Source organism: Nocardia flavorosea, from assembly GCF_015477805.1.
GTDB lineage: Bacteria > Actinomycetota > Actinomycetes > Mycobacteriales > Mycobacteriaceae > Nocardia > Nocardia flavorosea_A.
Genome location: NZ_JADLQL010000001.1, coordinates 1,158,257 through 1,183,772, shown reverse-complemented (window position 1 = coordinate 1,183,772; position 25,516 = coordinate 1,158,257). Strand labels below are relative to the sequence as shown.

General features: G+C 68.2%; 25 protein-coding genes. 17 read left to right on the top strand and 8 right to left on the bottom strand.

What is annotated here, in order from left to right; translation table 11 throughout:
* From IU448_RS05250 to IU448_RS05205, 10 genes are all read left to right on the top strand, one after another.
* Nucleotides 1-195 carry a ubiquitin-like protein Pup gene (locus tag IU448_RS05250; RefSeq protein WP_030521323.1) on the top strand — a complete coding sequence of 65 codons (195 nt, stop codon included), beginning with the start codon at nucleotides 1-3 and terminating at the stop codon, nucleotides 193-195.
* Entirely contained in the window at nucleotides 192-1,064 is an 873-nt protein-coding gene (gene prcB / locus IU448_RS05245; RefSeq protein WP_195054316.1) for a proteasome subunit beta, read from the top strand. Before IU448_RS05250 ends, prcB begins: the two co-directional genes overlap by 4 nt.
* Entirely contained in the window at nucleotides 1,061-1,798 is a 738-nt protein-coding gene (gene prcA, locus IU448_RS05240; RefSeq protein WP_195054315.1) for a proteasome subunit alpha, read from the top strand. The genes prcB and prcA overlap by 4 nt, the downstream gene beginning before the upstream one ends.
* A 510-nt stretch (nucleotides 1,799-2,308) precedes the next feature.
* Complete coding sequence (gene pafA, locus IU448_RS05235; protein ID WP_195054314.1) at nucleotides 2,309-3,667, top strand: Pup--protein ligase; 1,359 nt, start codon at nucleotides 2,309-2,311, stop codon at nucleotides 3,665-3,667.
* Between the two features lie 82 nt (nucleotides 3,668-3,749).
* Nucleotides 3,750-4,745 (top strand): helix-turn-helix transcriptional regulator, encoded by a 996-nt coding sequence (locus IU448_RS05230; RefSeq protein ID WP_195054313.1) that lies wholly within the window; start codon nucleotides 3,750-3,752, stop codon nucleotides 4,743-4,745.
* The gene (locus IU448_RS05225) at nucleotides 4,742-5,710 is read left to right on the top strand and encodes a helix-turn-helix transcriptional regulator (protein ID WP_195054312.1); all 969 of its coding nucleotides are present in this window, start codon (nucleotides 4,742-4,744) and stop codon (nucleotides 5,708-5,710) included. Before IU448_RS05230 ends, IU448_RS05225 begins: the two co-directional genes overlap by 4 nt.
* 164 nt (nucleotides 5,711-5,874) lie before the next feature.
* On the top strand, nucleotides 5,875-6,129 hold the full coding sequence (gene tatA, locus IU448_RS05220) for a Sec-independent protein translocase subunit TatA (protein ID WP_195054311.1): 255 nt from the start codon (nucleotides 5,875-5,877) through the stop codon (nucleotides 6,127-6,129).
* Between the two features lie 165 nt (nucleotides 6,130-6,294).
* A complete protein-coding gene (tatC, locus tag IU448_RS05215) occupies nucleotides 6,295-7,263 on the top strand; it encodes a twin-arginine translocase subunit TatC (RefSeq protein WP_195054310.1) in 969 nt (322 codons plus the stop codon).
* A gap of 80 nt (nucleotides 7,264-7,343) precedes the next feature.
* On the top strand, nucleotides 7,344-10,043 hold the full coding sequence (locus tag IU448_RS05210; RefSeq protein ID WP_195054309.1) for a DEAD/DEAH box helicase: 2,700 nt from the start codon (nucleotides 7,344-7,346) through the stop codon (nucleotides 10,041-10,043).
* A gap of 177 nt (nucleotides 10,044-10,220) precedes the next feature.
* Nucleotides 10,221-11,021: a DUF4333 domain-containing protein gene (locus IU448_RS05205; RefSeq protein WP_195054308.1), complete on the top strand. Its 801-nt coding sequence runs from the start codon at nucleotides 10,221-10,223 to the stop codon at nucleotides 11,019-11,021.
* 364 nt (nucleotides 11,022-11,385) lie between these two features.
* On the opposite strand, the gene IU448_RS05200 is transcribed toward IU448_RS05205, so the two are convergent.
* Nucleotides 11,386-12,354, bottom strand: coding sequence for a 5'-3' exonuclease (locus tag IU448_RS05200; RefSeq protein WP_195054307.1), 969 nt, complete (start codon nucleotides 12,352-12,354; stop codon nucleotides 11,386-11,388).
* 71 nt (nucleotides 12,355-12,425) lie between these two features.
* On the opposite strand from IU448_RS05200, the gene IU448_RS05195 reads away from it, so the two are divergent.
* Nucleotides 12,426-13,559 carry a M24 family metallopeptidase gene (locus IU448_RS05195; RefSeq protein ID WP_195054306.1) on the top strand — a complete coding sequence of 378 codons (1,134 nt, stop codon included), beginning with the start codon at nucleotides 12,426-12,428 and terminating at the stop codon, nucleotides 13,557-13,559.
* 109 nt (nucleotides 13,560-13,668) lie between these two features.
* Here the strand turns inward: IU448_RS05195 and IU448_RS05190 are convergent, their stop codons facing one another.
* Complete coding sequence (locus IU448_RS05190; protein ID WP_195054305.1) at nucleotides 13,669-14,073, bottom strand: pyridoxamine 5'-phosphate oxidase family protein; 405 nt, start codon at nucleotides 14,071-14,073, stop codon at nucleotides 13,669-13,671.
* An 83-nt stretch (nucleotides 14,074-14,156) separates the two neighbouring features.
* Between IU448_RS05190 and IU448_RS05185 the strand changes: the two genes are divergently transcribed.
* The 4 genes from IU448_RS05185 (at nucleotide 14,157) to IU448_RS05170 (ending at nucleotide 17,810) form a co-directional block, all read left to right on the top strand.
* Complete coding sequence (locus IU448_RS05185; protein WP_195054304.1) at nucleotides 14,157-14,921, top strand: SDR family NAD(P)-dependent oxidoreductase; 765 nt, start codon at nucleotides 14,157-14,159, stop codon at nucleotides 14,919-14,921.
* Between the two features lie 133 nt (nucleotides 14,922-15,054).
* On the top strand, nucleotides 15,055-16,302 hold the full coding sequence (gene cbiE / locus IU448_RS05180; RefSeq protein ID WP_195054303.1) for a precorrin-6y C5,15-methyltransferase (decarboxylating) subunit CbiE: 1,248 nt from the start codon (nucleotides 15,055-15,057) through the stop codon (nucleotides 16,300-16,302).
* 117 nt (nucleotides 16,303-16,419) lie between these two features.
* Nucleotides 16,420-17,043 carry a hypothetical protein gene (locus IU448_RS05175; RefSeq protein ID WP_195054302.1) on the top strand — a complete coding sequence of 208 codons (624 nt, stop codon included), beginning with the start codon at nucleotides 16,420-16,422 and terminating at the stop codon, nucleotides 17,041-17,043.
* Nucleotides 17,040-17,810, top strand: a complete 771-nt coding sequence (locus tag IU448_RS05170) for a cobalt-precorrin-6A reductase (protein ID WP_195055043.1) — start codon at nucleotides 17,040-17,042, stop codon at nucleotides 17,808-17,810. Before IU448_RS05175 ends, IU448_RS05170 begins: the two co-directional genes overlap by 4 nt.
* A gap of 332 nt (nucleotides 17,811-18,142) precedes the next feature.
* Here the strand turns inward: IU448_RS05170 and IU448_RS05165 are convergent, their stop codons facing one another.
* The 3 genes from IU448_RS05165 to IU448_RS05155 form a co-directional block, all read right to left on the bottom strand.
* Nucleotides 18,143-18,595, bottom strand: coding sequence for a PadR family transcriptional regulator (locus tag IU448_RS05165; protein WP_228812272.1), 453 nt, complete (start codon nucleotides 18,593-18,595; stop codon nucleotides 18,143-18,145).
* 129 nt (nucleotides 18,596-18,724) lie between these two features.
* Nucleotides 18,725-20,401 (bottom strand): precorrin-2 C(20)-methyltransferase, encoded by a 1,677-nt coding sequence (locus tag IU448_RS05160; protein ID WP_195054300.1) that lies wholly within the window; start codon nucleotides 20,399-20,401, stop codon nucleotides 18,725-18,727.
* Complete coding sequence (locus IU448_RS05155; protein WP_195054299.1) at nucleotides 20,398-21,033, bottom strand: precorrin-8X methylmutase; 636 nt, start codon at nucleotides 21,031-21,033, stop codon at nucleotides 20,398-20,400. Before IU448_RS05155 ends, IU448_RS05160 begins: the two co-directional genes overlap by 4 nt.
* A 300-nt stretch (nucleotides 21,034-21,333) precedes the next feature.
* Between IU448_RS05155 and IU448_RS29535 the strand changes: the two genes are divergently transcribed.
* Nucleotides 21,334-21,990, top strand: coding sequence for a CatB-related O-acetyltransferase (locus IU448_RS29535; RefSeq protein ID WP_324188511.1), 657 nt, complete (start codon nucleotides 21,334-21,336; stop codon nucleotides 21,988-21,990).
* A gap of 21 nt (nucleotides 21,991-22,011) precedes the next feature.
* On the opposite strand, the gene IU448_RS05145 is transcribed toward IU448_RS29535, so the two are convergent.
* Both IU448_RS05145 and IU448_RS05140 read right to left on the bottom strand, forming a co-directional pair.
* Nucleotides 22,012-22,971 carry an STM4015 family protein gene (locus IU448_RS05145; RefSeq protein WP_195054298.1) on the bottom strand — a complete coding sequence of 320 codons (960 nt, stop codon included), beginning with the start codon at nucleotides 22,969-22,971 and terminating at the stop codon, nucleotides 22,012-22,014.
* Nucleotides 22,972-23,213: 242 nt separating this feature from the next.
* Nucleotides 23,214-23,624 (bottom strand): PPOX class F420-dependent oxidoreductase, encoded by a 411-nt coding sequence (locus IU448_RS05140; protein ID WP_195054297.1) that lies wholly within the window; start codon nucleotides 23,622-23,624, stop codon nucleotides 23,214-23,216.
* 109 nt (nucleotides 23,625-23,733) lie between these two features.
* Here IU448_RS05140 and IU448_RS05135 point away from each other — a divergent pair, with 109 nt between their 5' ends.
* Nucleotides 23,734-24,159 (top strand): nitroreductase family deazaflavin-dependent oxidoreductase, encoded by a 426-nt coding sequence (locus tag IU448_RS05135; RefSeq protein WP_195054296.1) that lies wholly within the window; start codon nucleotides 23,734-23,736, stop codon nucleotides 24,157-24,159.
* 19 nt (nucleotides 24,160-24,178) lie between these two features.
* On the opposite strand, the gene IU448_RS05130 is transcribed toward IU448_RS05135, so the two are convergent.
* Nucleotides 24,179-25,306, bottom strand: coding sequence for an NDMA-dependent alcohol dehydrogenase (locus IU448_RS05130; RefSeq protein ID WP_195055041.1), 1,128 nt, complete (start codon nucleotides 25,304-25,306; stop codon nucleotides 24,179-24,181).
* Nucleotides 25,307-25,516: the final 210 nt, after the last annotated feature.

Sequence of the window (25,516 nt, the reverse complement as noted above, 5' to 3'; positions counted from 1 at the left end):
ATGGCACAAGAGCAGACCAAACGCGCCGGGGGCGGCGACGATGACGAAGGCGTCGACGGCGTAGACGCCGCCGGTCAGGAGCGGCGCGAGAAGCTGGCGGAGGACACCGACGACCTGCTCGACGAGATCGACGATGTGCTCGAAGAGAACGCCGAAGACTTCGTTCGCGCCTACGTGCAGAAAGGTGGCCAGTGACCGCAGGTGACCCCTTGCGTCTCCATCTGGGGTACGCCCTGTCATCCTTTTCCGAACATCTGCGCCAGCACGCGCCGGATCTGTTGCCCGGCAACAGATTCGACACGCTGGGCCAGCCCACCGCCGCCGGGATCCCCGGCGGCGGTGCCGCGGGGGATATCGCACCGCACGGAACGACCGTGGTCGCGGTGTCCTACCGCGGCGGGGTGCTGATCGCCGGTGACCGGCGCTCCACCCAGGGCAACCTGCTGGCCGGTCGTGATGTGGAGAAGGTCCACATCACCGATACCTACTCGGCGACCGGTATCGCCGGCACCGTGGGTATGGCCATCGAGCTGGTGCGGTTGTTCGCGGTGGAACTCGAGCACTACGAGAAGATCGAGGGCGTTTCGCTCACCTTCGACGGCAAGGCCAACAAACTGTCGAAAATGGTGCGCGACAATCTCCCGGCCGCCATGCAGGGGCTGGCCGTGGTGCCGCTGCTGGTCGGTTTCGATCAACAGGCCACGGATCCGGACCGGGCCGGGCGGATCGTGTCCTACGACGTGGTCGGCGGGCGCAGTGAGGAGCGGTTCGGTTTCACCGCCGTCGGCTCCGGTTCGATGTTCGCCCGGACATCGTTGAAGAAGCTGTACGCCAAGGGAATCGACGCCGATCGGGCATTGCGGATCGCGATCGAATCCCTGGTGGACGCCGCGGACGACGACACCGCCACCGGCGGGCCCGATCTGCTGCGCGGTATCTATCCGACCGCAATCCTCATCGATGAGGAGGGTGCGGTCGAGGTGGCCGAATCCCGGCTCGAGGAGATCGCCCGCGGTATCGCCGCCGACCGCCAGGCCGCCGAAGAAGGGAGCGCACGGGCATGACGATGCCGCTGTATGCGTCCGCCGAACAGATCATGCGCGACAAGACCGAGCTCGCGCGCAAAGGTATCGGCCGGGGTCGCAGCGTTGTGGTGCTCTCCTACGCCGACGGTGTGGTGTTCGTGGCGGAGAACCCGTCGGCCACTCTGCACAAGGTGAGCGAACTCTACGACCGCACCGGGTTCGCGGCGGTCGGTAAGTACAACGAATTCGAGAGCCTGCGCCGCGGCGGTATCCTGCAGGCCGATCTGCGGGGCTACCAGTACGACCGGCGCGACGTCACCGGCCGGGCGCTCGCCAATGCCTACGCGCAAACACTCGGGTCGATCTTCACCGACCAGCTCAAACCGTTCGAGGTGGAGATCTGCGTCGCCGAGGTGAGCTACCCCGGTCAGGAACCGGAATCGGTGCTCTACCGGATCACCTTCGACGGTTCGATCGTCGACGAACGCGATTATGTGGTGATGGGCGGTACGACCGAACCCATCGTCACCGCCCTGAAGGAGTCCTACCGGCCGGGCCTGGACCTGCCGGGCGCGATCCGGGTCGCGGTCGAGGCGCTACAGGTGACCGAGGGCGCGGACAAGGAGAAGCGGACGCTCGGCGTCGACTCCCTCGAGGTGGCCACTCTCGAACACGCCCGGCCCCGGCGGGCATTCCGCCGGATCAGCAAGGCCGCACTCGAGCGTCTGCTCTCCCCGTCGAGCGACGGGGAGCAGGCGAGCAGCGAGAAATAGCCGGTAGGCGATGCCGCCCGGTACGCACCGGACCCGGTGCGTACCGGTTCCGCGTGATCTCGCGGCGCAAGAACCGGACCGGCCGCGCAGAACGGTGTCCGACGTGGTGGGTCACCTGTATCTCCCGGCCGGGTCGGCACCTTGATGCCCGGCAGCATTCGCGGGAGAACCAGAGCTCTTGTCGGCGTCACGGCATGGCCCGGTTCGCTCGACCTCCTCAGAAACCGCGGTCTCGGCAGGCGGCCCGCCGGTTCCGGCTACCCGGTGCGACGTGGGGGCCTACCGGGTATTCGTGCGGGCCGGAGCGACGCAGTCGGCACAACGATCCCGATGCCGGGACCCGGTGTGCTGATGTCCCGGCGAAGCCACGCCGGAGACCGAGTCCAGCGAGGCCCTCGAACGGGTGAGACCGCGGCGTCGCAGGCACCGCCGAAAAACACAGACCCTCCAAAATCATTACGTTTTTCGCACTCGCCCGCAGGAATCATTCCGCGCTGTAATCTCGATAGTGTGCAGCGACGAATTATGGGGATCGAGACCGAATTCGGTGTGACGTGCACCTTTCACGGGCACCGCAGGCTCAGCCCCGACGAGGTGGCCCGGTATCTGTTCCGCCGGGTGGTGTCGTGGGGGCGTAGTTCCAATGTGTTCCTCCGCAACGGCGCCCGGCTCTACCTCGACGTCGGTTCGCATCCGGAGTACGCCACCGCCGAATGCGACAGCCTGGTCCAGTTGGTCACCCACGACCGGGCCGGGGAGCGAGTGCTGGAGGAACTGCTCATCGACGCCGAGCAGCGCCTCGCGGAGGAGGGTATCGGCGGAGATATCTACCTGTTCAAGAACAACACCGATTCGGCCGGCAACTCCTACGGTTGCCATGAGAACTTCCTGGTCGTACGCGCCGGTGAGTTCTCCCGGATCTCCGATGTGCTGTTGCCGTTCCTGGTCACCCGGCAGTTGATCTGCGGCGCCGGGAAGGTGTTGCAGACGCCGAAGGCGGCCACGTACTGCCTGTCGCAGCGGGCCGAGCACATCTGGGAAGGGGTTTCCTCGGCGACCACCCGGTCGCGTCCCATCATCAACACTCGGGACGAGCCGCATGCCGATGCCGAGAAGTACCGGCGGCTGCATGTGATCGTGGGCGATTCGAATATGGCCGAGACCACCACCATGCTGAAGGTCGGTACGGCCGCACTGGTGCTGGAGATGATCGAGGCCGGTGTGTCGTTCCGCGACTTCGCGCTCGACAACCCGATTCGCGCCATCCGCGAGGTCAGCCACGATCTCACCGGCCGCCGCCCGGTGCGGCTGGCCGGCGGGCGGCAGGCCAGTGCCCTCGATATCCAGCGCGAGTACTACGCCCGCGCCGTGGAACACCTGCGTAACCGCGAGCGGGATCCGCAGGTGGACCAGGTCGTGGATCTGTGGGGCCGCACCTTGGACGCGGTGGAGTCCCAGGATTTCGCCAAGGTCGATACCGAGATCGACTGGGTGATCAAACGTAAACTGTTCCAGCGCTACCAGGAGCGGTACGGCATGGAACTGTCCGACCCGAAAATCGCGCAGCTGGACCTGGCCTACCACGACATCAAACGCGGTCGTGGCGTGTTCGATCTGCTGCAGCGCAAAGGTCTGGCCAAACGGATCACCGAGGACGATGCGGTCGATGCCGCCGTGGACACTCCACCGCAGACGACCCGCGCCAAACTGCGCGGCGATTTCATCACCGCGGCGCAGGCTGCGGGCCGCGATTTCACTGTCGACTGGGTGCACCTGAAGCTGAACGATCAGGCCCAGCGCACCGTGCTCTGCAAGGACCCGTTCCGTTCGGTCGACGAACGCGTGGACCGGCTCATCGCCTCGATGTAGTCGTCGGCCTGGGCCTACGTTCGGGCGCATTCGGTCATGGTGTGTCTGCGCGGCGTGACGGCCCTCCATTACTCTGTGTCGGGTGGCGATATCCAAGGTCGAGCGCCTGATGAATCTGGTCATCGCGCTACTGTCGACCCGGCAGTTCCTGACTGCGGAGCGGATCCGGGACAGCGTTGCGGGGTACGAGGAGTGCGCCAGCGACGAGGCGTTCAGCCGGATGTTCGAGCGGGACAAGAACGAGCTCCGCGATCTGGGCATTCCGCTGGAGGTGGGGGCCTCGGGCCGGTTCTCCGCGGTAGAGGGTTACCGGATCAACCGGGATGCCTATGAGTTACCCGATATCGACCTGACCAGCGAGGAATCGGCTGCGGTGGCGGTCGCGCTGCAGATGTGGGAGTCGCCGGAACTCGCGTCGGCTGCTGCCGGCGCGTTGTTGAAGTTGCGGGCCGCCGGGATCCATGTGGAAACCGATACCGCGTTCGCCGCGATGCCCGCGGTGCCGGCGCGGACCCGGGGATCCGAGCCGGTGCTGGGCAAGCTGCTGGCGGCCATCGATGCCGGTCAGGCGGTGCGGTTCGAGCACCGCGGGGCGAGTAACGCGCCGTATCTGATGCGTGATGTCGAACCGTGGGGCGTGGTCACCCTGCGCGGCCGCTGGTATCTGGTGGGGCACGATCGAGACCGCGAGGCCGTGCGGACCTTCCGGTTGTCTCGGATCGGCGACGAGATCACCCCGTACGGTCCGCGCAATGCGGTGAAGGCGCCGGCCGGTACCGATCTGCGGGGCATCGTCGCGCAGGTCACCGGGACCGCGCCCGTCACCGGTTCCGCGACGATCTGGGTGGCGCAGGGGCGCGGCCGGGAGCTGCGCCGGATCGGTGAGGTCGTCGGCAGCCGCGGTATCGGCGGCCGGCCGGGCAGTGTGCTGGAGGTGCCGATCCGGTCGCAGCACTGGCTGGCTCGCCTGATCACCGGTTTGGGTCCGGACGCGCTGGTTCTCGAGCCCGCGGACCTGCGTGCGGATGTGGTGGCGCGATTGCGCTCGGTGTTCGATCGGACCGAGGTGGTGTTGTGAGTACCCGTTTGTCGGCGCGGCTGTCGCGTCTGCTGAACATGGTGCCGTACTTCGTGGCCAATCCGGGTATCAGTGCCGCGGAGGCGGCCGCGGATCTGGGGGTCACCACCAAACAGCTCATGGCCGATCTGAACCAGCTGTGGATGTGTGGTCTGCCCGGCTATGGGCCCGGCGATCTGATCGATCTGTCGTTTTCCGAAGAGAGCGTGCAGGTCACCTTCACTGCCGGTATCGAGCGTCCGCTGCGGCTGACGTCCATCGAGGCGACCGCGGTGCTCGTGGCGTTGCGGTCGATCGTCGATCTGCCCGGCATGGTGGATCCGACCGCGGCTCATGCGGCGATCGCGAAACTCGAGGCGGCGATCTCCGGTGGGGTGCCGGCGGCGGCCTCGGCCGGGCCTCCCGAGGAGGCCCCCGCGGTCACCACCGTCCGGTCCGCGGTGGCGGCGGGCCGGGCGTTACAGCTCGAGTACTACTCGGCCAGCCGTGACATGGTGTCGACGCGGGTGGTGGATCCCATCCGTATCGTCGCGGTCGATGACAACAGCTATCTCCAGGGCTGGTGCCGGGAGGCCGAGGGCGTGCGACTGTTCCGGTTCGACCGGATCGAATCGGCCGAAGAACTCACCGAACCGGCGCGACCCCCGCAGGAGGCGCGGGCGACCGATGCCGGGTTGGATCTGTTCCAGGACGACCCGGCGGTACCGCTGGCCCGGTTGCTGATCGCCCCCGATTACGGCTGGGTGCTGGACCAGTATCCGATGCACCGGATGGCGGTGCATCCGGACGGCAGTCTGGAGGCGACGATGCGGTTCGCGACTCTGGACTGGATGGCGCGGCTGGCACTCGGGTTCGGGTCCGGGGTGACGGTTCTCGGTCCGCCGGAATTGGTGGCGGCCGTCCGGGAACGTTCCGAGGCCGCACTGGCGGCATATCACGGCGCAGGACTGGACGAATCGGCCTGAACCGGTCGGCTCCACGCCGCCCGCGAGTGTGCCGCGGAAGCGGCGCGGCGGTGAACAGCGGTTGACAACGGGTGTGAAGTGGCTGTGAGTGCCCCCGCTCCGGTTCGGTGCCGGCATTACGGCAGGTAGCATCGGAGAGACCATAGTCTTGGGAGGTTTCCACAATGGGCTCTATGAGCATCTGGCACTGGGTGATCGTCGCGGCGGTGTTCTTGGTGTTCTTCGGCGCGAAGCGGATGCCCGAGGCGGCCCGCGGGCTCGGCCGGTCGCTGCGGATCTTCAAGAGCGAGGTGAGCGAGATGCACAACGACAGCAAGTCCGCGAGCACCGGTGTCGCCGCGCCCGCTCCGGAACTGCCGTCGGGCCGGGAGGCGAACACATCGGCCACCGAGACCCGGAGTGAGTCGAAAACGCTCTGAGGCCCGTCTCCGTGGTCCTGGAAACATCCGGGACCGGTTGTGACGGCTGTCCACCCGGCGCTGCCGACCGGGCACCGAATCCACCCCGCGCAGTGAGCGCCGGGGTCGGTACAGTGCCGCAGGCCGAGCGGAGCGAGGCACGCTGATACGAGGGCATCCACACATATGCGAATTCCGTTCGACCCCCGGCGCAGCAAACGGCGCACCAATCCCGATGGCACCATGTCGCTGGTCGAGCATCTCCGGGAACTGCGCACCCGGCTGCTGATCTCCCTCGCGGCCATCGTCGTCACCACCGTATTCGGTTTTCTCTGGTACGCGAATTCGTTCCTCGGGATGGACAGCCTCGGCGAGATCCTGCGGGGGCCGTACTGCGATCTGCCCGATTCGGCGCGGGCCGCGTTGTCCCCGGACGGGGAGTGCCGGCTGCTGGCGACCGGGCCGTTCGAGCAGTTCATGCTCCGGTTGAAGGTCGGTATGACGGCCGGAGTGGTGCTGGCCTGCCCGATCTGGCTCTATCAGCTGTGGGCGTTCATCACGCCGGGCCTCTACCCGAAGGAACGGAAATACGGGATCGGCTTCGTGGCCTCGGGGTCGGTGCTGTTCGTCGTCGGTGCGGTCCTCGCGTACTGGGTTATCGCGCATGCCCTGAGCTTTCTGCTCAGCATCGGCGACAATGTGCAGATCACCGCCCTGAGCGGCTCGCAGTACTTCGGTTTCATCATCCAGTTGCTGATCATCTTCGGGGTCAGTTTCGAAACGCCGTTGCTCATCATCGGCCTCAACCTGATCGGGATCCTCCCCTACGAGCGGTTGAAGGCGTGGCGGCGCGGCATCATCTTCGGCCTGTTCGTCTTCGCGGCCATCGTCACCCCGCAGGATCCGTTCTCGATGCTGGCCCTGGCTCTGGCGTTGACCGTGCTGTTCGAGGTGGCGGTGCAATTCGCGCGGATCAACGACAAGCGGCGCGCCAGACGTGCCGAACAGGAACTGGGTGCCCTCGACGACGAGCAGGCATCGCAGATCGGTGCGCCCGCCCCGGTCGATCCGGCCGCGCCGATCACCGCGGCGGACCCGGTTCCCGCCCCCGGCCGGTCCACCGGTTCGGCACCGGACTATTCGGACACACTCTGAGACTCCCGGATGGCGTCGTGAGCGACCGGCGGATTTTATCGGCGCGACCGGTGTCGTAATCCTCCATTAGTCTCGGACACGTGACACCGAACGCGTCGCTGACCGCCGAACTGTCCAGGTTCGCCGCCGAGCTGACATTCGAGCTGGACCCGTTTCAGCGCCAAGCCTGTACCGCCCTGGAGAACGGCCATGGGGTGCTGGTGTGCGCGCCCACCGGGGCCGGGAAAACCGTGGTCGGCGAGTTCGCGGTGCATCTGGCCCTGGCCTCCGGCGGGAAATGCTTCTACACCACCCCCATCAAGGCACTGTCGAACCAGAAGTTCGCCGATCTCACCGAACGGTACGGCCGGGGCCGGGTGGGGTTGCTGACCGGCGATCAGTCCATCAACCCGGACGCACAAGTGGTCGTGATGACCACCGAGGTGCTGCGCAATATGATCTACGCGTCGTCGGATGCCCTGCGGGCGCTGTCGTACGTGGTGATGGACGAGGTCCACTACCTGGCCGACCGGTTCCGCGGCGCGGTCTGGGAAGAGGTCATCCTGCATCTGCCGGCCGAGGTGCGGCTGGTGAGCCTGTCCGCGACGGTCTCCAATGCCGAGGAGTTCGGCGCCTGGATGGAGACCGTACGCGGCGATACCGCGGTGGTGGTGGACGAGACCCGGCCGGTACCGCTGTGGCAGCACGTGATGGTCGGGCGCCGGATGTTCGATCTGTTCGACAGCGAATCCTCCGATCAGCGTGTCCTCGTCGATTCCGATCTGGTCCGCTACATCAAACAGCGCGAGGCCGCCGACCGGATGGAAAGCTGGGGCGGCCCCCGTGGCCGCGGCGGACCGCGCCGGTTCTTCCGCCCGCTGCCCCGGCCGGAGGTGCTGGCCCGGCTCGACGAGGAAGGGTTGCTCCCGGCCATCACCTTTATTTTCAGCCGAGCGGGCTGCGACGGCGCACTGGCGCAGTGTCTGCGGTCGGGGCTGAATCTGAGCGGTGCCGCCGACCCGGAGATCGTCGACGCGATCATCGACAAACACACCGGCGAGCTGCCGCGCGCCGATCTCGAAGTGCTCGGCTACTGGGAGTGGCGGGAGGCGCTGCACCGGGGGCTGGCCGCGCACCACGCCGGGATGCTGCCCGCGTTCCGGCACACGGTCGAGGAATTGTTCGTCAAGGGGCTGGTGCGGGCGGTGTTCGCCACCGAGACGCTGGCTCTGGGGATCAATATGCCCGCGCGTACGGTCGTGCTGGAGCGGCTGGTGAAATTCAACGGCGAAACGCACGCCGAACTCACGCCGGGCGAGTACACGCAGCTGACCGGCCGGGCAGGCCGGCGGGGTATCGATGTCGAGGGGCATGCGGTGGTGCTCTGGCAACCCGAGGTCGATACCAGCGCGGTCGCCGGCCTGGCCTCCACCCGGACCTATCCGTTGCGCAGCTCCTTCAAACCCGGCTACAACATGTCGATCAACCTGATCGACCGGCTGGGGTCCGAGGAGGCGCGGATGCTGCTGGAACGGTCGTTCGCGCAGTTCCAGGCCGATCGTTCGGTGGTGGGTCTCGTGCGCGGTATCGAGCGCAACGAGGGCCAGCTGCGTAAGCTCGCCGCGCAGCTCGGCGGCGAGGAGGGGGATTTCCTCGAGTACTTCGGCCTGCGCGAACGGATCAAACAGCGGGAACGGCAGCTGAACCAGCAGACCCGTAACGACCGGCGCACCGCCGGGGTGGCCGCGCTGACCGAACTCCGGCGCGGTGATGTGGTCGCCATCGGCGCGGGCCGCCGGGCGGGTCTGGCAGTGATCCTGGAACCGGATGCCACACCGGGGGATCCACGTCCGCTGGTGCTCACCGAGGACAAATGGGCAGGCCGGGTATCGGTCGCCGATTTCCCGGTGCCCGCCGAACCGCTGGGCCGGATGCGGTTACCGCGCCGGGTCGACCATCGCACGGCCCGCACCCGGCGCGATCTGGCGTCGGCACTGCGCAGTACCGGGATCACCGCACCCGGCCGAGGCCGCCGCGATAAACGTGCCCGGGGCGTGGACGATCCGCAACTCGCGACATTGCGGCGCGCGTTGCGCGCCCATCCCGCGCATTCCCGGCCCGATCGCGAACAACTGGCCCGGGTGGGCGAGCGCTACAACCGGATACGCCGCGAAACCGAGGCCATGCGGCAGAAGGTCGCCGCGACCACGAACTCGCTGGCCCGCACCTTCGATCGGATCGTCGGCCTGCTGGACGAGCGCGGCTTCGTGCGCGACGGCGAAGTCACCCCGGACGGGCGGCGGCTGGCCCGGATCTACGCCGAAAGCGATCTGCTGGTCGCCGAATGTCTGCGCCGAGGGCTGTGGCGCGGTCTGGGGCCGGCCGAGCTGGCGGCCGTCGTCTCCATTCTGGTGTTCGAATCACGAAGCGAGGGCGGATATCTCGGGGCTGCGGGACCGACGGCACCGATCCGCCGGGCGGTGGCCGACACCATCGCCCAGTGGTCGCGGCTACGCACCGACGAAGCCGAGCACCGGCTCGTGCCGACCCGGGAACCCGATCTCGGTTTCGTCGACGGAATCTACAAATGGGCCCGCGGCGATGCCCTCGTGGACGCGATGACGGCCGGCGGGGATCAGGGCTCGCCGCTATCGGCCGGCGATTTCGTGCGCTGGTGCCGTCAGGTGATCGATCTGCTCGACCAGATCCACAGCACCGCAGACGATACCGAGGTCGCGGCCACCGCGGCCAAGGCCGTCCGGGCGATCCGGCGTGGTGTCGTCGCCGTGGACGCGGCATGAGCGGGCGGCGGTAATGCGATGCCTCCGCCTTCGGCGCCTCGGCATCCGTATGCGAGAAGCGATCGTTGCCCTCGCTCATGCTTCGGTAGGCACAGCGTGAGACCATCGATTGTGATTTGATTTCAACCGCACGCGGGGGGCTACCGTGTGTATGACGATGCGAGTGGAGGCAACCAGATGAGTGGGCCGTACGGACCGAACGACACCCCGGGACCCGGGGAGGGACGTAACGATCCCACCCAGGTCTGGGGTGGACAGCAGCCGCCCGGCGCAGCGCCACAGTGGGGGAGCCAGCCACCCGCACAGCCCCTGAACGATCCGCAGCAGGCGCAGCCCACCCAGCAATGGGGCAGTGGCGACCAGAGTGGTCAGCAGTGGCAGCCGCAGCCGCAGCCGCAGCCGCAGCCGCAGCCGCAACAGTGGAGTCAGCCGCAACCCCAGCCGCAGCAGCCGCAGCAGCAGTGGAGCGAGCCGACGCAGCAGCAGTGGGGTCAGCAGCCGCCGCCTCAGCAGTGGGGTGACCCGAATCAGCCGCAACAACAGTGGGGCGACCCCAACCAGCAACAACAACAGCAGTGGGGGCAGCAGCCGCAGGCGCAGTCGGGGCAGTGGGGTCAGCCTGCCCAGCAGCAGTGGGGCGCCCAGCAGCAGCCCGCCGGTGGCGGCGGTAAGAAAACCGGTCTGATCATCGGGCTCGTGCTGGCCGGTGTGGTGGTCGTGGCCGGTGTGGTGGTGGCGATCCTGATGCTCACAGCCAAGGACGAACTCGATCAGGCCGCGGTACAGACCGGGGTGGCCAAGGTGCTCGAGGAGTCCTACGGCATCGAGGATGTCAAGGATGTCCGGTGCCCGGCGGGACAGGAGGTTGCGGTGGACGCGACGTTCACCTGTGACCTGAAGGTCGGCGGCGAGGACAAAAAGGTCAATATCAAGATCACCAAGGAAGACGGCACCTACGAAGTCGGCCGGCCCAGCTGAGTTCTGTTTATTCGGCACCGCCTGCGGCGGCGCGGGTTTCGGTCCCCTTGGTCCCTGCTGTCCGCGCTCGATACTCGCGGCTGCGCCGCATTGTCTCGAGCACGGACAGCAGGGACGGACCGAAACCTTTCCGGGCCTCGTAAAACTCGGCACCACCGCTGGTTGCGCCGGGGCGGTGCGGATGGTCTTCGCATCCCCGAACCGGCCCGAGCGCTGTCGCGGCCAGTGGTGACGAGAGCCCCGATATTGCTGTGGAGGCCGCCCTGGTATGGCGCGGCTGCATCGGTGACCCGGGTCCGATGCGGTGGGTTCGCCCGGCAGCATCCCGGTACCGGGATGCTGCCGGAACATCCGGCGTGGACGGTCAGGCGCAGGTGCCGAGCGCCGTTATCAGTCGTTTGATCGGACTTTCGGCGTTGTAACGGGTGGCAAGCTCCTGGAGCGCGTCGCTATCGGCCGGAATGGGGTGCAGGGTATCGGGGCGGGACAAGATCACATCCGCGTCGCGGACCACCCGCACCACCGGCGCCGCGGCGTCGAGATAACCGGCGGCGGCACGGAGTTTGGCACGGATGCCCTGGGCGAGTTCGGCGGCCGGATCGTCCACGGCGGCGCGTAACGCCTCGAGTGAGCCGAACCGGCTGATCAGGGTGGCGGCGGTTTTCTCACCGATCCCCGCTGCGCCGGGCAGTCCGTCGGACGAATCGCCGCGCAAGGTGGCCATATCGGCATAGGCAGGGCCCGCGTTCTCCGTCGGTACCCCGTATTTGGCCGCGACCTCGGCGGGCCCGAAGAGTTCGGCCTTGGCCAGCCCGCGACCGGCGTACAGCACGCGGACGGGTGGTGCGGGCGTATCGCGTACGAGTTGCAGCAGGTCACGATCGCCGCTGACCACGACCACCGGGGCGGTGCGTTCGGTGGAGGCCAGGGTGCCGAGCACATCGTCGGCCTCGAGGCCGTCCGCGCCGCCGGTGGCGATACCGGCGGCGGCCAGCACCTCCAGGATCATCCCGACCTGCGGTGTCAACCGGTCGGGTACCACTTCGGCGCCTGGTTCGGCGTCCGCGGAGGTGTCCAGGCGATGCGTCTTGTACGTCGGCACAAGATCCACCCGGAATCGGGGGCGCCAATCCAGATCCAGGCATACCACCAGGCGGGCTGGGCGGTGCCGGGTGATGAGGGCGGCCACCATATCGGTGAACCCGCGCAGGGCGTTCACCGATCTGCCGTCCGGTGCGGTGATCTTGTCCGGGATCGCGTGGAATGCCCGGAACCACAGACTCGCTCCGTCCAGCAGCAGCAGTGGACGCGGTGCGGATTCGGTCGTAGTCACCCGCCGGAATCTACCGGGCGCCACCGACCGATCCGGTGTACCGCTCCCGGACAGCGGGTAAGTTCGAGATCATGAGCGCGCACACGGAGTCACGGTTCGCGGCGGAAATCTACGAGCAGCGGCTGGAGCGGGCGGTACAGTTGATCCGCGAAGCGCATCTGGACGCACTGCTCATCACCCCCGGTCCCGACCTGCGGTATCTGATCGGATCGGCCGCCCAATCGTTCGAGCGGCTCACCTGCCTGGTTATCACCTCCGATAAGGCCACCCCCTCGGTGGTGGTACCGAAACTGGAGGTTGCCGGGCTGCGCGAATCCGCGGTGGACGAGTTGGGCCTGCGGGTCCTGGACTGGGTGGATGGCGTCGATCCCTACGAGCTGGTGCAGTCGGCGCTACATATCGGGTCGCGGGTGGCGGTCGCCGACGGTATGCCCGCACTGCATCTGCTGCCGCTGGCGCACAGCTTCAGCGGGCTGCCCGTCTCGGCGACCCCGGTCCTGCGGGAACTACGCATGATCAAGGACGACGCGGAGATCGCGGCACTGCGCCGCGCGGGTGCCGCCATCGACCGCGTCCATGCCCGGATGGGCGAATTCCTGCGGGTGGGGCGCACCGAAGCCGAGGTCGGCAAGGACATCACCGACGCCATCGTGGCCGAGGGGCACACCGAGGCCGCGTTCGTCATCGTCGGCAGCGGGTCCAACGGCGCCGTACCGCACCACGAGGTATCGGACCGGCGAATCGCGGCCGGTGATGTGGTGGTCATCGATATCGGCGGCCCGGTGGAACCCGGCTACTACTCCGATTCCACCCGCACCTACGTGCTCGGCGAACCCGATCCGGAGGTCGCCGCCCGCTGCGCCGAACTGGAACGGGCGCAGGCGGCCGCAGTCGCCGCCGTGCGCCCGGGGGTGCGGGCCGCGGCCGTGGACGCGGCGGCCCGCGAACCACTGGAGGCCGCCGGGTTCGGGGCGGCGTTCGTGCACCGCACCGGCCACGGGATCGGTCTCTCGGTACACGAGGAGCCGTATATCGTCGCGGGCAACGATCTCGAACTGCGCCCCGGTATGGCCTTCAGTATCGAACCGGGGATCTATTTCCCGGGGGAATGGGGTGCCCGGATAGAGGACATCGTGGTGGTCACCGAGGACGGCTGCGTATCGATGAACGAGCGGCCGCACGGCCTCACCGCCCTGCCCACCTGACGATTCGGCCCGCACGTGGTGGGCCCGCGTTCGATCAGGTCGTCGCCTCGCGGTGCAACGGTCCTGTCCGGCCCGGACACTGCGGCTGTCGGATCGGTGAGCGCGGAGCTCACACAGCCCGCAACGCGACCCCGCACAACACCCGGCGGACTTCTATGGCGAGTACCACGCGGGCCGGGTTCTCGCGCGGGGTGCGATAGCGTTCGGCGTAGCGGCGTTCGGCTTCCCGGACCTGCGCCGGATCGTCCAGCACCGTTGCCGGCCCCTCGAGGGTGAGCCAGCGCCGCCCGTCGACCTGACCGACCGCGGCGTAGCCCGATCGCCCGACGTTGCGGGCCTTCACCGAACTGCCACTGGTTATCACGCGGGCCAGCCCGGCGTCGCCGTCCCAGGTGAAGCCCACCGGCACCACATGCGGGGTGCCGTCCGCTCGCAGGGTGGTGAGGGTGGCCAGATGCCGTTCGGTTAGGAACTCGACGGCGGCGGGCGACAGTTCGACGGTATGGGTTGCCATACGAGGACCGTAGCGGGTGACATTTACCGGACTCGGGTCTCCCGGTGCGGGTCGCGACCGGCGCCGGATGACAGACTGAGCGCATGGTTGTGCGTCGTACACGAGGGATCGACCCGGGCACAGTGCTGGTGCTGGGCGGACGCAGCGAAATCGGTCTGCAAGTGGCGCTGCGGCTGGCCCCCGGCCGGGCGGTGGTGCTGGCCGCGCGGCGCTGCGAGGAACTGCACACCGAAACAGCGGCGCTCACCGCGGCGGGCGCGACGGCGGTGCATCCGGTGGAATTCGATGCCGCCGACACCGCGAGCCATCCGGCGTTGCTGGCCAAGATCGTTGCCGACTACGGTCCGGTCGGGGTCGCGGTCCTGGCATTCGGTGTACTGGGGGATCAGGCCCTGGCCGAAGCCGACCCCGGTCACGCGCTCGCCGTGGTGCATACCGATTACACTGCGCAGCTCAGCGTGCTCACCGTGCTGGCCAACGAGTTCCGCGTCCAGGGCAGCGGCCATCTCGTCGTATTCGGTTCGGTGGCGGGTGTCCGGGTCCGGCGGGCGAACTACGTCTACGGGTCGGCCAAGGCCGGGCTGGACGGTTTCGCCAGTGGCCTGGCCGATGCGCTGCACGGTAGCGGGGTGCATCTGCTGCTCGCTCGTCCGGGATTCGTGATCGGCCGGATGACCGAGGGGATGCGCCCGGCGCCGTTCTCCAGTACCCCGGATCAGGTCGCGGACGCGGTCGTGGGTGCGCTGGGACGTCGTGCGGGCCGGGTCTGGATTCCCGGGATTCTGCGCCCGGTGTTCTTCGGAATGCGCCTGCTGCCCCAGGCAGTCTGGCGGCGGCTGCCGCGGTGAGCGCGGGCACCGGCCGGTGGCTGCGGGATTCTTCCGGTGACGGGGCGGTGTGGTGCCGCGTCGTATCCCGGGGACCGCGGATTTCGGCCCCGCGCGGCCGTGGTGACGCCGCAGTGGCCCAGCGGGGCGCGGTATGAGTGCCGGCCCGGCGATACGGTGGGCCGGGCCTCGGGTCCCCGTGGTGGGTATCGGCGCGGACGGCTGGGCGGGGCTTTCCGAGATTTCACGCGATGCGTTGCGGGAATGCGCGGTATTGCTGGGGTCGGCTCGGCAGCTGGCCCTGTTACCGGACGAGATCACCGCCACACGGCACTGCTGGCCCTCGCCGCTGGTGCCCGCGCTACCGGGTCTGCTGGCGGATCTGCGCGGAACCCGGCTCGGAGTGCTCGCCAGCGGCGACCCCATGTTCTACGGCATCGGCACCACCTTGGCGCGGTTGCTCGGACCCGAATCGCTGCGGGTGCTGCCCCAGCCGTCGTCGGCCTCGCTGGCCTGCGCCCGGCTCGGCTGGCCGCTTCCCGAGGTGTGCATTGTGAGTGCGGTCGGCCGTCCGCTGCGGCGATTGCTGCCGGAACTGATCGACGGCCGGCGAATCCTGGTCCTCAGCGCGGACGCCGGGACTCCCGCCGAAATCGTGGAATTGTTGCGCTCGCACGGTTTCGGGCCGTCCCCGGTGACGTTGCTGGAGCAATTGGGCGGTCCGGCCGAACGGATCGTCTCGGGCTACGCCGCCGATTGGCGGGAACCGCCCGGTGATCCGCTCAACCTTGTCGCGATAGCGGTGACCGGTGAACCCGGACATCCGCGTCGCACCCGGTTGCCCGGGCTGCCCGATTCCGCGTATACCGGTGACGGTCAGCTCACCAAATCGGAGGTCCGTGCGCTGACTCTGGCCGCGCTCGCGCCGGGACCAGGGGAGACCCTGTGGGATATCGGCGGGGGTTCGGGCAGTATCGCAATCGAATGGTGCCGTACCGATCCGTCCTGCCGGGCGGTGACATTCGAAATTCTGGACCGGCGCCGCGATCAGATCGCCGCGAACGCATCCACGCTCGGGGTGCCCGAACTCGAGATTCGTGGCGAAGCGGTGGCCGAACTCACCGGCGACGCCGTGCCGGGCACTCCCGATGCGATTTTCCTCGGCGGCGGTCTCACCACACCGGAACTGTTCGATCGATGCTGGACGCGGTTGCGCGCGGGCGGGCGGCTCGTGGCCAATGCGGTCACCGCGGAATCGGAGGCATTGCTGGTCTCATGGTCCGGGGAACACGGTGGGCAGCTACGCCGATTCCAGATCTACCGCGGGGAGCCGCTGGGGCGTTTCACCGCCTGGCGCCCGCAGCTCCCGGTGAGCCAGTGGTCGGTTGTGAAGGACCGGTAGGACGCGCTACGACTGCGTGACTGCGTCATTCGAATGGACGAATCGGACAGCGCGAGTAATGTCATTTGCGTTCCGAGCGTGGGTCACCGGGCTCGCGCGCAACATCGGAGAAACCGAGTGAAATACAAGAAACTCGCCGCGACCGCGATCATGGCGGCCGCGGCCACCGGAATCGCCGCCGGCACCGGCTACGCCGCGCCCGCCCCCGCGGCGCCGGCCGTCGAACAGCAGGCGAACGCGGTTTCGGAGGTCACCGGCCACGACCGCGGCGTCGACTACACCCTGGCCCTCGCCGAGGCCGGAAAATCGCTGATCACCACCGTCTCCGGGGGCACGTTCAGCATGGACGCCGCCAACAACGCGGTCGTGCTGACCAATGCCGCCGGGGAACGCCTCACCAGTATTCCGCTGAGCCAGCAGACAGGTGATCAAGTGGTCGCCGTTGCCGCCACCATCGAGGAGGACAACAGCCGGCTGACCCTCACCCCGCAGGCCACCCCGGTGGCGGGTGCGCCGGCGCAGGCCCAATTCATCGGTGCCCAGCAGTGGTTCATGAACGAACTGCAGGACGCCTCGCTGGGGGCGGCCGTGGGCGCTGCCATCGGCGCGGCTGTCGGCTTCTTGTTCCTGGGTATCGGCCTGCTCCCGGGCGCCATCATCGGCGCGGGTATCGGCCTTGCGGTGGCCGGTGGGCCGCCGCTGCTGGATTCGGCCATCGCCTACTTCAGCGGGCAGCCCTGAGAATCCTGCTGCTGGGCGGGACCGGGGAGGCCCGGGAACTCGCCCACGCACTCGCCGGCGAGCGTGGACTCGAGATCGTGTCCTCGCTCGCCGGTCGCATATCCGATCCGGTCCGTCCCGGCGGAACCGTCCGGGTCGGTGGTTTCGGCGGGGCCGAGGGCCTGCGGAACTGGTTGACCGACAACGCGATCGAGCTGATTGTCGATGCCACCCATCCGTTCGCCGCGACCATGACCGCACATGCCGCCCGCGCGAGCGCGCAGCTGGGGCGGCCCATGGTCCGGCTGAACCGCCCGGGCTGGACCGCGGATCCCGGCGACCACTGGCTGCGGGTCCCGGACCTGGCCGCCGCCGCCCGGGTCTCCGCGGATACCGGCGACCGGATCCTGCTCACCATCGGCAGGCAGGGGGTCGGCGCCTTCGCCGGATACACTCGCCCGTGGTATCTCGTCCGCGCCATCGATCCACCCGAGGTCGCGTTGCCGCCGCGTCACGAGATCCTGCTCGCCCGGGGGCCTTTCACGGTGGAGGCGGAAAGCGCGTTGCTGGCGCGGCACCGTATCGAGGTGCTCGTCACCAAGGACAGCGGCGGTGCGGCCACTGCGGCCAAACTGATCGCAGCCCGAGAGGCCGGCATTCCGGTGGTAATGGTCGACCGGCCGCCGGCGCCTCCCGGGCTCGTCGAGGTCACCTCCGTGCGCGCGGCACGTCAATGGGTGACCGAGTATGCGCGCCGGCACCCCGATTCGACCTCGGGTGTTGGGTAGCGACCTGTCCGGTCGCGACCTCGACAACACCGCTACCGGCGCCTGAGGCGCCGGACACGGCCGGGGACCAGCTGGGAACCACTCACAAATGGCAATGTGTGCCTTGGTCGATCCGACGATCGCCGCCCGATCGAGCGATGCCTGACTGAGAGGCGCCTGATCGAGCACCGACCGATCGAGCGGTGACTGATCGTGCGGTGACCGACCGATCGCCGCCCGGTCCGACGCTGACTGATCGGACGCTGACTGATCGAGCGCTGACTGATCGAGGGGCGACCGCGGAGCTGTCGAGCGAGGAGTTCACGTTTCCAGGCGATGGGATGGTTGGTTCCTCAGGAGGTCAGGATTTCCGGTAGCCGGTCGAACCAGTCCAGAACCGCGCGCTCGTAACCGATCCCGAACTCGAGGGTGGCGCGCGCGAACGGGGGCATCGTCGCGGCTGATTCGGTCCGGTAGCGGTCCAGGCGTTCCTGGTGCACCTTACGACTGCTTTCGATGATGGCGGCCAGATGCGCGCGGTCCAGGTGACCGCCGAAATGCAGGGTGAGCAGCAGTGGAAATCGGATGGTCTCCGCGCTCGGATCGCGTGCGATCCATTCGGCGAATTCCGCGCGCCCGGCCTCGGTGATCCGATACGGGGTGCGCTCCCGGGCGCCGGTTTCCCCCTTCACCACCAGACCCGCCGCGTCCATGGTCGCCAGTTCCCGGTAGACCTGGCTCTGGGTGATGGTCCAGAAATCGCCGATTCGCTCCTGCGCGAGTGTCACCAGATCCCACCCCGACATCGGCCCCTCGTGCAGGAATCCCAGCAGCGAGGCGGCCGTGGAGTTCAGCGGCCGCTTCCGATTGCCGTTCACCACGGTATCCCCTTTCCCCGATCTTATTCCATAGTGGAATGCTATCGGATCGAGGTGTCAGCCGTGATATCGCCGTGCGGTGAAAACCCGCGGTGCGTCGCCACCGACCACGGCGGTGGTGGAGGCCCCGATGATCAGCAGGGTGCGCATATCCACTTCGGCGGGGTCTAGTTCGCCGAGCCGCACTACCCGCACCGACTCCTGCGGACCCCCGACATCGCGCCCCAGAACGACCGGGGTTTCCGGTGTGCGGTGTTCGAGCAGAATGTCTTTCATCGCCCCGACCTGCCAGGTGCGTTTACTGGACGCCGGGTTGTAGACAGCGATCGCCATATCGGCGGCCGCGACGGCCGCCAGCCGGCGCGCCACCACCTCCCACGGTTTCAGGCGGTCGGACAGCGAGATGGTCGCGTAGTCATGGCCCAGCGGTGCACCCACCCGGCTGGCCACGGCATTCGCCGCGGTCACCCCGGGGAGTACCCGTACCGGCACCCCGGCCCACTGTGGGTCGGCGGACTCCTCGAGCACCGCGGCCGCCATGGCGAACACCCCGGGATCGCCGGAGGACACCACGACTACCCGGCCGCCGCGTGCGGCGAGATCCAGCGCCATGGCGGCGCGTTCGGATTCCACCCGGTTGTCACTGGCGTGGCGGCGTTGACCGGCGCGTTCCGGCACCCGGTCGATGTAGGTGGTGTAGCCGACGAGATCGGTCGCGGCGGCGAGCGCCGCGGTGACCTCCGGGGTGGTCCACGCGGTGTCGCCCGGACCGAGTCCCACTACGACGACCTCCCCGGGACCGCTTCCGGATTGCCGCGCAGAACCGGGATGCCCGGATGTGCCGAAGGCTGCGTTCGTCCCCGATTCGGGTTCGAGTGTGGTCGCCTCGTGGCCGTCACGCCGTCGCGCGGCACCCTGCCCAGTGGACCGAACGGCCGGGGCACCGTCGGTGTTGCCGCCATCCGCCCCGGTTATCTCGTGATTTCGCCCGGCGGGCAGCAGCGTCGTCGGTTCCGGCCCCGGCACGATGGTGATCGCGAAATAGGGGACCTGGGATTCGTCCACATCGCCGGCGGGCAGGATGCGTTCGCGGCCGGTGCTGGCCCGTTCCACGTAGTAGGCGCGGTCGAGCCGGCCGGAGTCGGCGAGCGCCTTGCGGACGGCCGGATAGGTGCGGCCGAGTTTCATGATCGCGGCCGCATCGCTGCCGGCGAGCCGGCGGGTGAGTTCGTCGGGCGCCATGGTGCCGGGGAGCACGGTGAGCACCTGTTCGCCTTCGACCAGCGGTGTCCCCAGTGCCGCCGTCGCCGCACTCACCGAGGTGATACCCGGGACGATCTCCGCATCGAACCGGCCGGCCAGCCGCCGATGCATATGCATATAGGAGCTGTAGAACAGCGGATCCCCAGCGGCCAGCAACGCCACCGACCGGCCCGCCGCCAGATGTGCGGCCAGCCGTTCGGCAGCCGCGGCGTAGAACTCGTCGATGGCACCCTGATAGCCGCCCGGATGGTCGGTGGTCTCGGTGGTCACCGGATACACCAGGTGTTCCTCGAGCTGCCCCGGCCGCATATACGGTTCCGCGATCGCCCGCGAGATACTGCGGCCGTGGCGGGCGCTGTGGAACGCGATCACATCGGCTTCGGCGATGATCCGCGCCGCCTTCACCGTCACCAGTTCGGGGTCGCCGGGACCCAGTCCGACACCCCAGAGTTTTCCGGTCCGCACGGTCATTCCGCTTCGCTCGCGATCGCGTTCAGGGCCGAGGCGGTGATGGCGCTGCCGCCGCGCCGCCCGCGGACCGTCAGATACTCCAGGCCCGAGCACTCGGTGAGGGCTTCCTTGGATTCGGCGGCGCCGACGAAACCCACCGGTATGCCGAGCACCGCCGCGGGCGCGGGCCCGCCGGCGGCGACCATGTCCAGCAGGTGGAACAGCGCGGTCGGCGCGTTCCCGATGGCCACCACGGCCCCCTCGAGGCGGTCGCGCCACAGCTCCAGCGCCGCCGCGGAGCGGGTGGTCCCGAGGCGGGCCGCGAGATCGGGAACCCGGGGATCGCGCAGCCAGCACAGCACGTCGTTGCCGGCGGGTAACCGGGTGCGGGTGACGCCCGACGCCACCATGTTCGCGTCGCACAGGATGGGCGCTCCACCGCGCAGGGCGCTGCGCGCCGCCGCCACCACACCGGGCGTGAACGCGATATCGCCCGCCAGATCCACTTGGCCGCAGCCGTGGATCATCCGCACCACCACCTGCGCGATATCCGCCGGAAACCGGTCCAGTTCGGCCTCGGAGCGAATGATCGAGAACGATCGGCGATAGATCTCGCCCGCGTCGGTGAGATAGCCGGTGCGTGTATCGGACATGGGCACACCTTATGCCGGGCCGCGCCGGCCGGGCCGGTGTGGGTGGGGCGCCGGCACCGGCGTCCGTTCCTGAGTTGCCGGTTCTGCGTCCTCCCACGCGCGGGCATCTCGGCCGGGCGGATGCCCGGCATCACCCGATCGGGTTCGACCACGCCGGGGTCGCGGACTCACCGACGCCGGAGGGGCCGGCCGGTCAGGGGTTCGCGGTCCGGTTCGGCCGGTTATCGCGCGGGCTCCGTAGAGTCGGCACGGTCGGCCGGCGCTCCAAGCGCCGGCCTCGGTGCGATACAGGAGGACATAGTGGCCGCGCCCGATCCGATGCAACTACATCCGTCCACTCGTGCGGACCTGACGAACGTGGTGTTCCTGGCGAATCAGGTCGACTCCCCGTTCATCGAGGTGGGCGCGTTCACCTACTTCGACGACGAGGGCAGCGGGGTGCCGTTCCAGCAGGGAAATGTCCTCTACAACTACGGTCCCCAACGGCTGGTGATCGGCCGGTTCACCGCGATCGCACCCCGGGCCACCTTCCTGATGCCCGGCGGCAACCATCCCATGGCCGGCCCATCCACCTACCCGTTCACCATGTTCGGTGGTTCGTGGACGGAGAACACGCTCGAGGTCTTCACCGCGATCGAGCCGACACCCGATACGGTGATCGGCAACGATGTGTGGATCGGCCGGTCGGCCACGATCATGCCCGGCGTGCGTATCGGTGACGGTGCCGTGATCGCCGCGCATTCGGTGGTGACCAAGGATGTCGAGCCCTACGCGATCGTGGCGGGCAATCCCGCCCGCCCCGTCCGGACCCGCTTCGCGCCGGACGAGGTCGAGACGCTGCTGCGGGCGCGCTGGTGGGACTGGCCGGTCGAGGCGATCACCGAGCACGCGGCCCGCATCATGGGCGGCACTCCGGCCGATCTGCTGGCGGTGGCGGAATCGCTCGGAACAGTGTGAGCCGCGCGGTCGCGGCATGATTCATTCGCCGACCGATACGTAACGCCAGATCTCGTCGCCGTCGGAATCCTCCTCCGCATCGTCGGGGTCCAGGTTCAGCTGCACCCCGGCGGGTTCGAGCACCGCCCGCAGCCGGGCCCCCATCTCCTCGCTGAGATAGTTGTGGTGCAGATCCAGGTTGCGCAGATGGGTCAGCGGCTGGCCGGTGAGTAGAGCGGCAGCGCCCTCGTCGGTGAGGACACCCAGCGAGAGGTCCAGGGACTCCAGCCGGGCCACGACGGGCGCGGCGCCCACCGCTGCACAGATCCGGTCCTGGATCTCGCTGTTGCGCAACCCCAGATGCCGCAGGGCCGGGAACTGTTCACCGCCGAGTACGGGTGCCAGATCGGCCGGTTCGGCGTCGGCGCCGTAATCAGCAGTGCCCAGCCATAATTCGAGATGGGTGAGCGCCGGCAGCTCACTCGCGGCGATACCCCGGACCACCGTGGCCGGTAACCCGCCCGCTTCCACCGTCAGTTTCCGCAGGTTTTCGTGCCGGACGCTGTCGAACACCAGGCCTGAGCTACCACGCACACCGAGTTCCGCCAGATCGGGAAACGCTGCCAGCAGGGGTGCGATATGTCCTTGTTTGATCCAGGAGATCTCGCACTCCTCGAAAGTGATGTCGCCGAGGAAGACCGCGCGCAGCCGGGGCAACCGCTTCCGGGCCGCGATCAGCGACTCGATCACCACATCGGCCGTGGAATCGTAGGAGTCCGGCCAGTTACCGGCGATCAGCGCCGTCACCGCCGCGGTATCCACGGAATCGAGGAACCGGGTGAAGGTCTCTTCCCAGGTGCGGTCGCCTTCCCAGCCTGTTTCGGAGATGCGCCAGGCCACCGCGGCCGCCGCGGGTAATGCCCCCGTGACCGGTTTCGGCTCGGGCTCGGGGAAATCGAAGGCCGGCAGTCCGCCGAATTCCTCCAGATGGTCGCCGATCATGCTGTTGTGCCGCCTCTCGTCATGCCGGCCCGTCGGTCCGGTTCGCCGAGGGATTCATATCAACTCGGCCCGACATCTGCGCGGTGAACCGGTCCGTCGGCTCACCGCGGTGCCGGATGTCCCGGCACGGCTGCGGTGTGCATCGCGATCGCAGCCGCCGTCGCCGGTGCCGTGCAGCCATCGCCGGGCCACGGCGGTACAGCAGTAACGCTGCGCCGGGACTGCGGTGAGGCGACCCGGTCTCAGCGCCGCAGCTTCGGTAGACCGTCCGGGACGTCGATTTCCAGCCCGACTGCTTGTCCGCCATGGGGCCGGAAGCGGCCGATGAGAGTCGTGAGGACGAAGACCCGGAACCCGGTGCCGTACTTGGCGGTCAGCGCCCGTTTCGCCGTGCGCACCTGATCCGCGGGCAGTATCCGGGCGGTGCCGGGACGCCAGGGGCTCGTCGGGGTGCCGTCGAATGTGCAGCGTGCGACGTCGACCCGGGGATGCGCGCGGATCCGCCGGACTTTCCAGGACCGGCCCGGTGTGTACCCGTACCAGCGGCCGCCGGCGGGCGCCAGCCAGATCGGGGTGCTCACCGGGGAACCGTCGGTGCGGTAGGTGCGCAGCGCGAAGAACCGGTCGCCGTCGGGATCGTTCGTGAACGCCATGAAACCCAGTGTGGCAAGCGCCGACCGCGGACAGCCGGATGTAGCGGGACGCGCGCCACAGGTCGGCGGTGCCGGGCGTGGCGGGGTGGGCGGCGGCATAATCCGGGACATGGCCGACAACTGGAACGAACAGATCATCGCGGAATTCCGCGCGAACGAGGGACGCGTCGGTGGACCGTTCGAGGGGGCGCCGATGCTGCTCCTGCATCATCGCGGCCGCCGAACCGGGCGGGAATCGGTGGCACCGACGATGTACCTGCCCGACGAACAGAAACCCGGCGACCTCATCTACGTATTCGCGAGTAAAGCCGGTGCGCCGACCCACCCGGACTGGTACCACAACCTCACCGCGGCCGGGCAGGCCACGGTGGAACGCGGCACCGAGACCTATCCGGTCACCGTCACCGAGATATCGGGCACGGAGCGGGACCGGATCTATGCCGAACAGGCCCGCCGCTACCCGGGATTCGCCGAGTACGAGGAGAAGACCCGCGGTATCCGCACGATTCCGGTGCTCGCCCTGCGGCGCGCGTAACGACCGGCGGGCGTCGCGTTCACCGGTCGGCGTCGGTATAGCGGATGATGCCGCGGATATTGCGCCCGGCGAGCATGTCCTGGTAACCCTCGTTGATATCCTCGAGCTGATACTGCCGGGTGACCATATCGTCGAGATTCAGTTTGCCCACCTGATACATCGACAGCAGATGCGGGATATCGTAATGCGGGTTGCCGCCGCCGAAGATGGTGCCCTGCAGGTTCTTCTGCAACAGCGAGAGCATGGACAGGTTCAGGGTGGCCTGGTTCTCGGTGAGGCTGCCCATGGCGGTGAGGACACAGGTGCCCGCCTTGGCGGTGATCCCCATCCAGCTGTCGACATCCTCGCCGTGTACCTCACCCACGGTGACGATCACCTTTTTGGCCATACCGCCCCAGGTGATCTCCGCGCACGCGGCGGTGGCCTCCTCGATGGTGGCGTAGGCGTGGGTCGCACCGAATTTCAGCGCCTGTTCCCGCTTCCACGGCACGGGGTCGACCGCGAAGATGTACCGGGCGCCGGCGTGGACGGCGCCCTGTAGCGCCGAGATGCCCACCCCGCCCAGCCCGATGACGGCGACATCCTCGCCGGGCCGGATATCGGCGGTGCGTACCGCCGACCCGTAGCCGGTGGTGACACCGCAACCGACCAGGCAGGCCACCTCGAACGGGATCGACGGATCGATCTTCACCACCGAACTCTCGTGCACCACCATGTACGGGGAGAAGGTGCCCAGCAGGGCCATCGGATAGACGTCCTGGCCGCGGGCCTGGATCCGGAACGAGCCGTCGGTCACCGAGGTGCCCGCGAGCAGCAGCGCGCCCAGATCGCAGAGGTTGCGCAGCCCGGCCTGACACGACGGGCATTTACCGCAGGACGGGATGAAGGACAGCACCACATGATCGCCCACCGCGAGGTCCTCGACCGCCTCGCCGACCTCGATGATCTTGCCCGCGCCCTCGTGACCGCCGAGGACCGGGAAACCCATCATCGGGATACCGCCGGTGACCAGGTGGTGGTCGGAATGGCACATCCCCGCGGCTTCGAGCTGGACTTTGACCTCGTGTCTACGCGGGTCGCCGATTTCGATCTCCTCGATCTGCCACGGCTGGTTGAATTCCCAGATGAGAGCGCCTTTGGTCTTCATCGTGTACTCGCTTTCTCGCCGCCCCGGGCCCGCCGCGCCGCCGGACGATGGCTCCGAACTCACATGAACATCTGTATGGACAAGAGTCTGGACAACGATACGACAAAGTGACCTCCGTGACGCGGTGATTGGCGAGAGCGGTGTGCTTTACCCCACCCGATCGCCTGAGAGGATGAAATGGTGAACTAGCATCCATCTCAGAGCTTCACC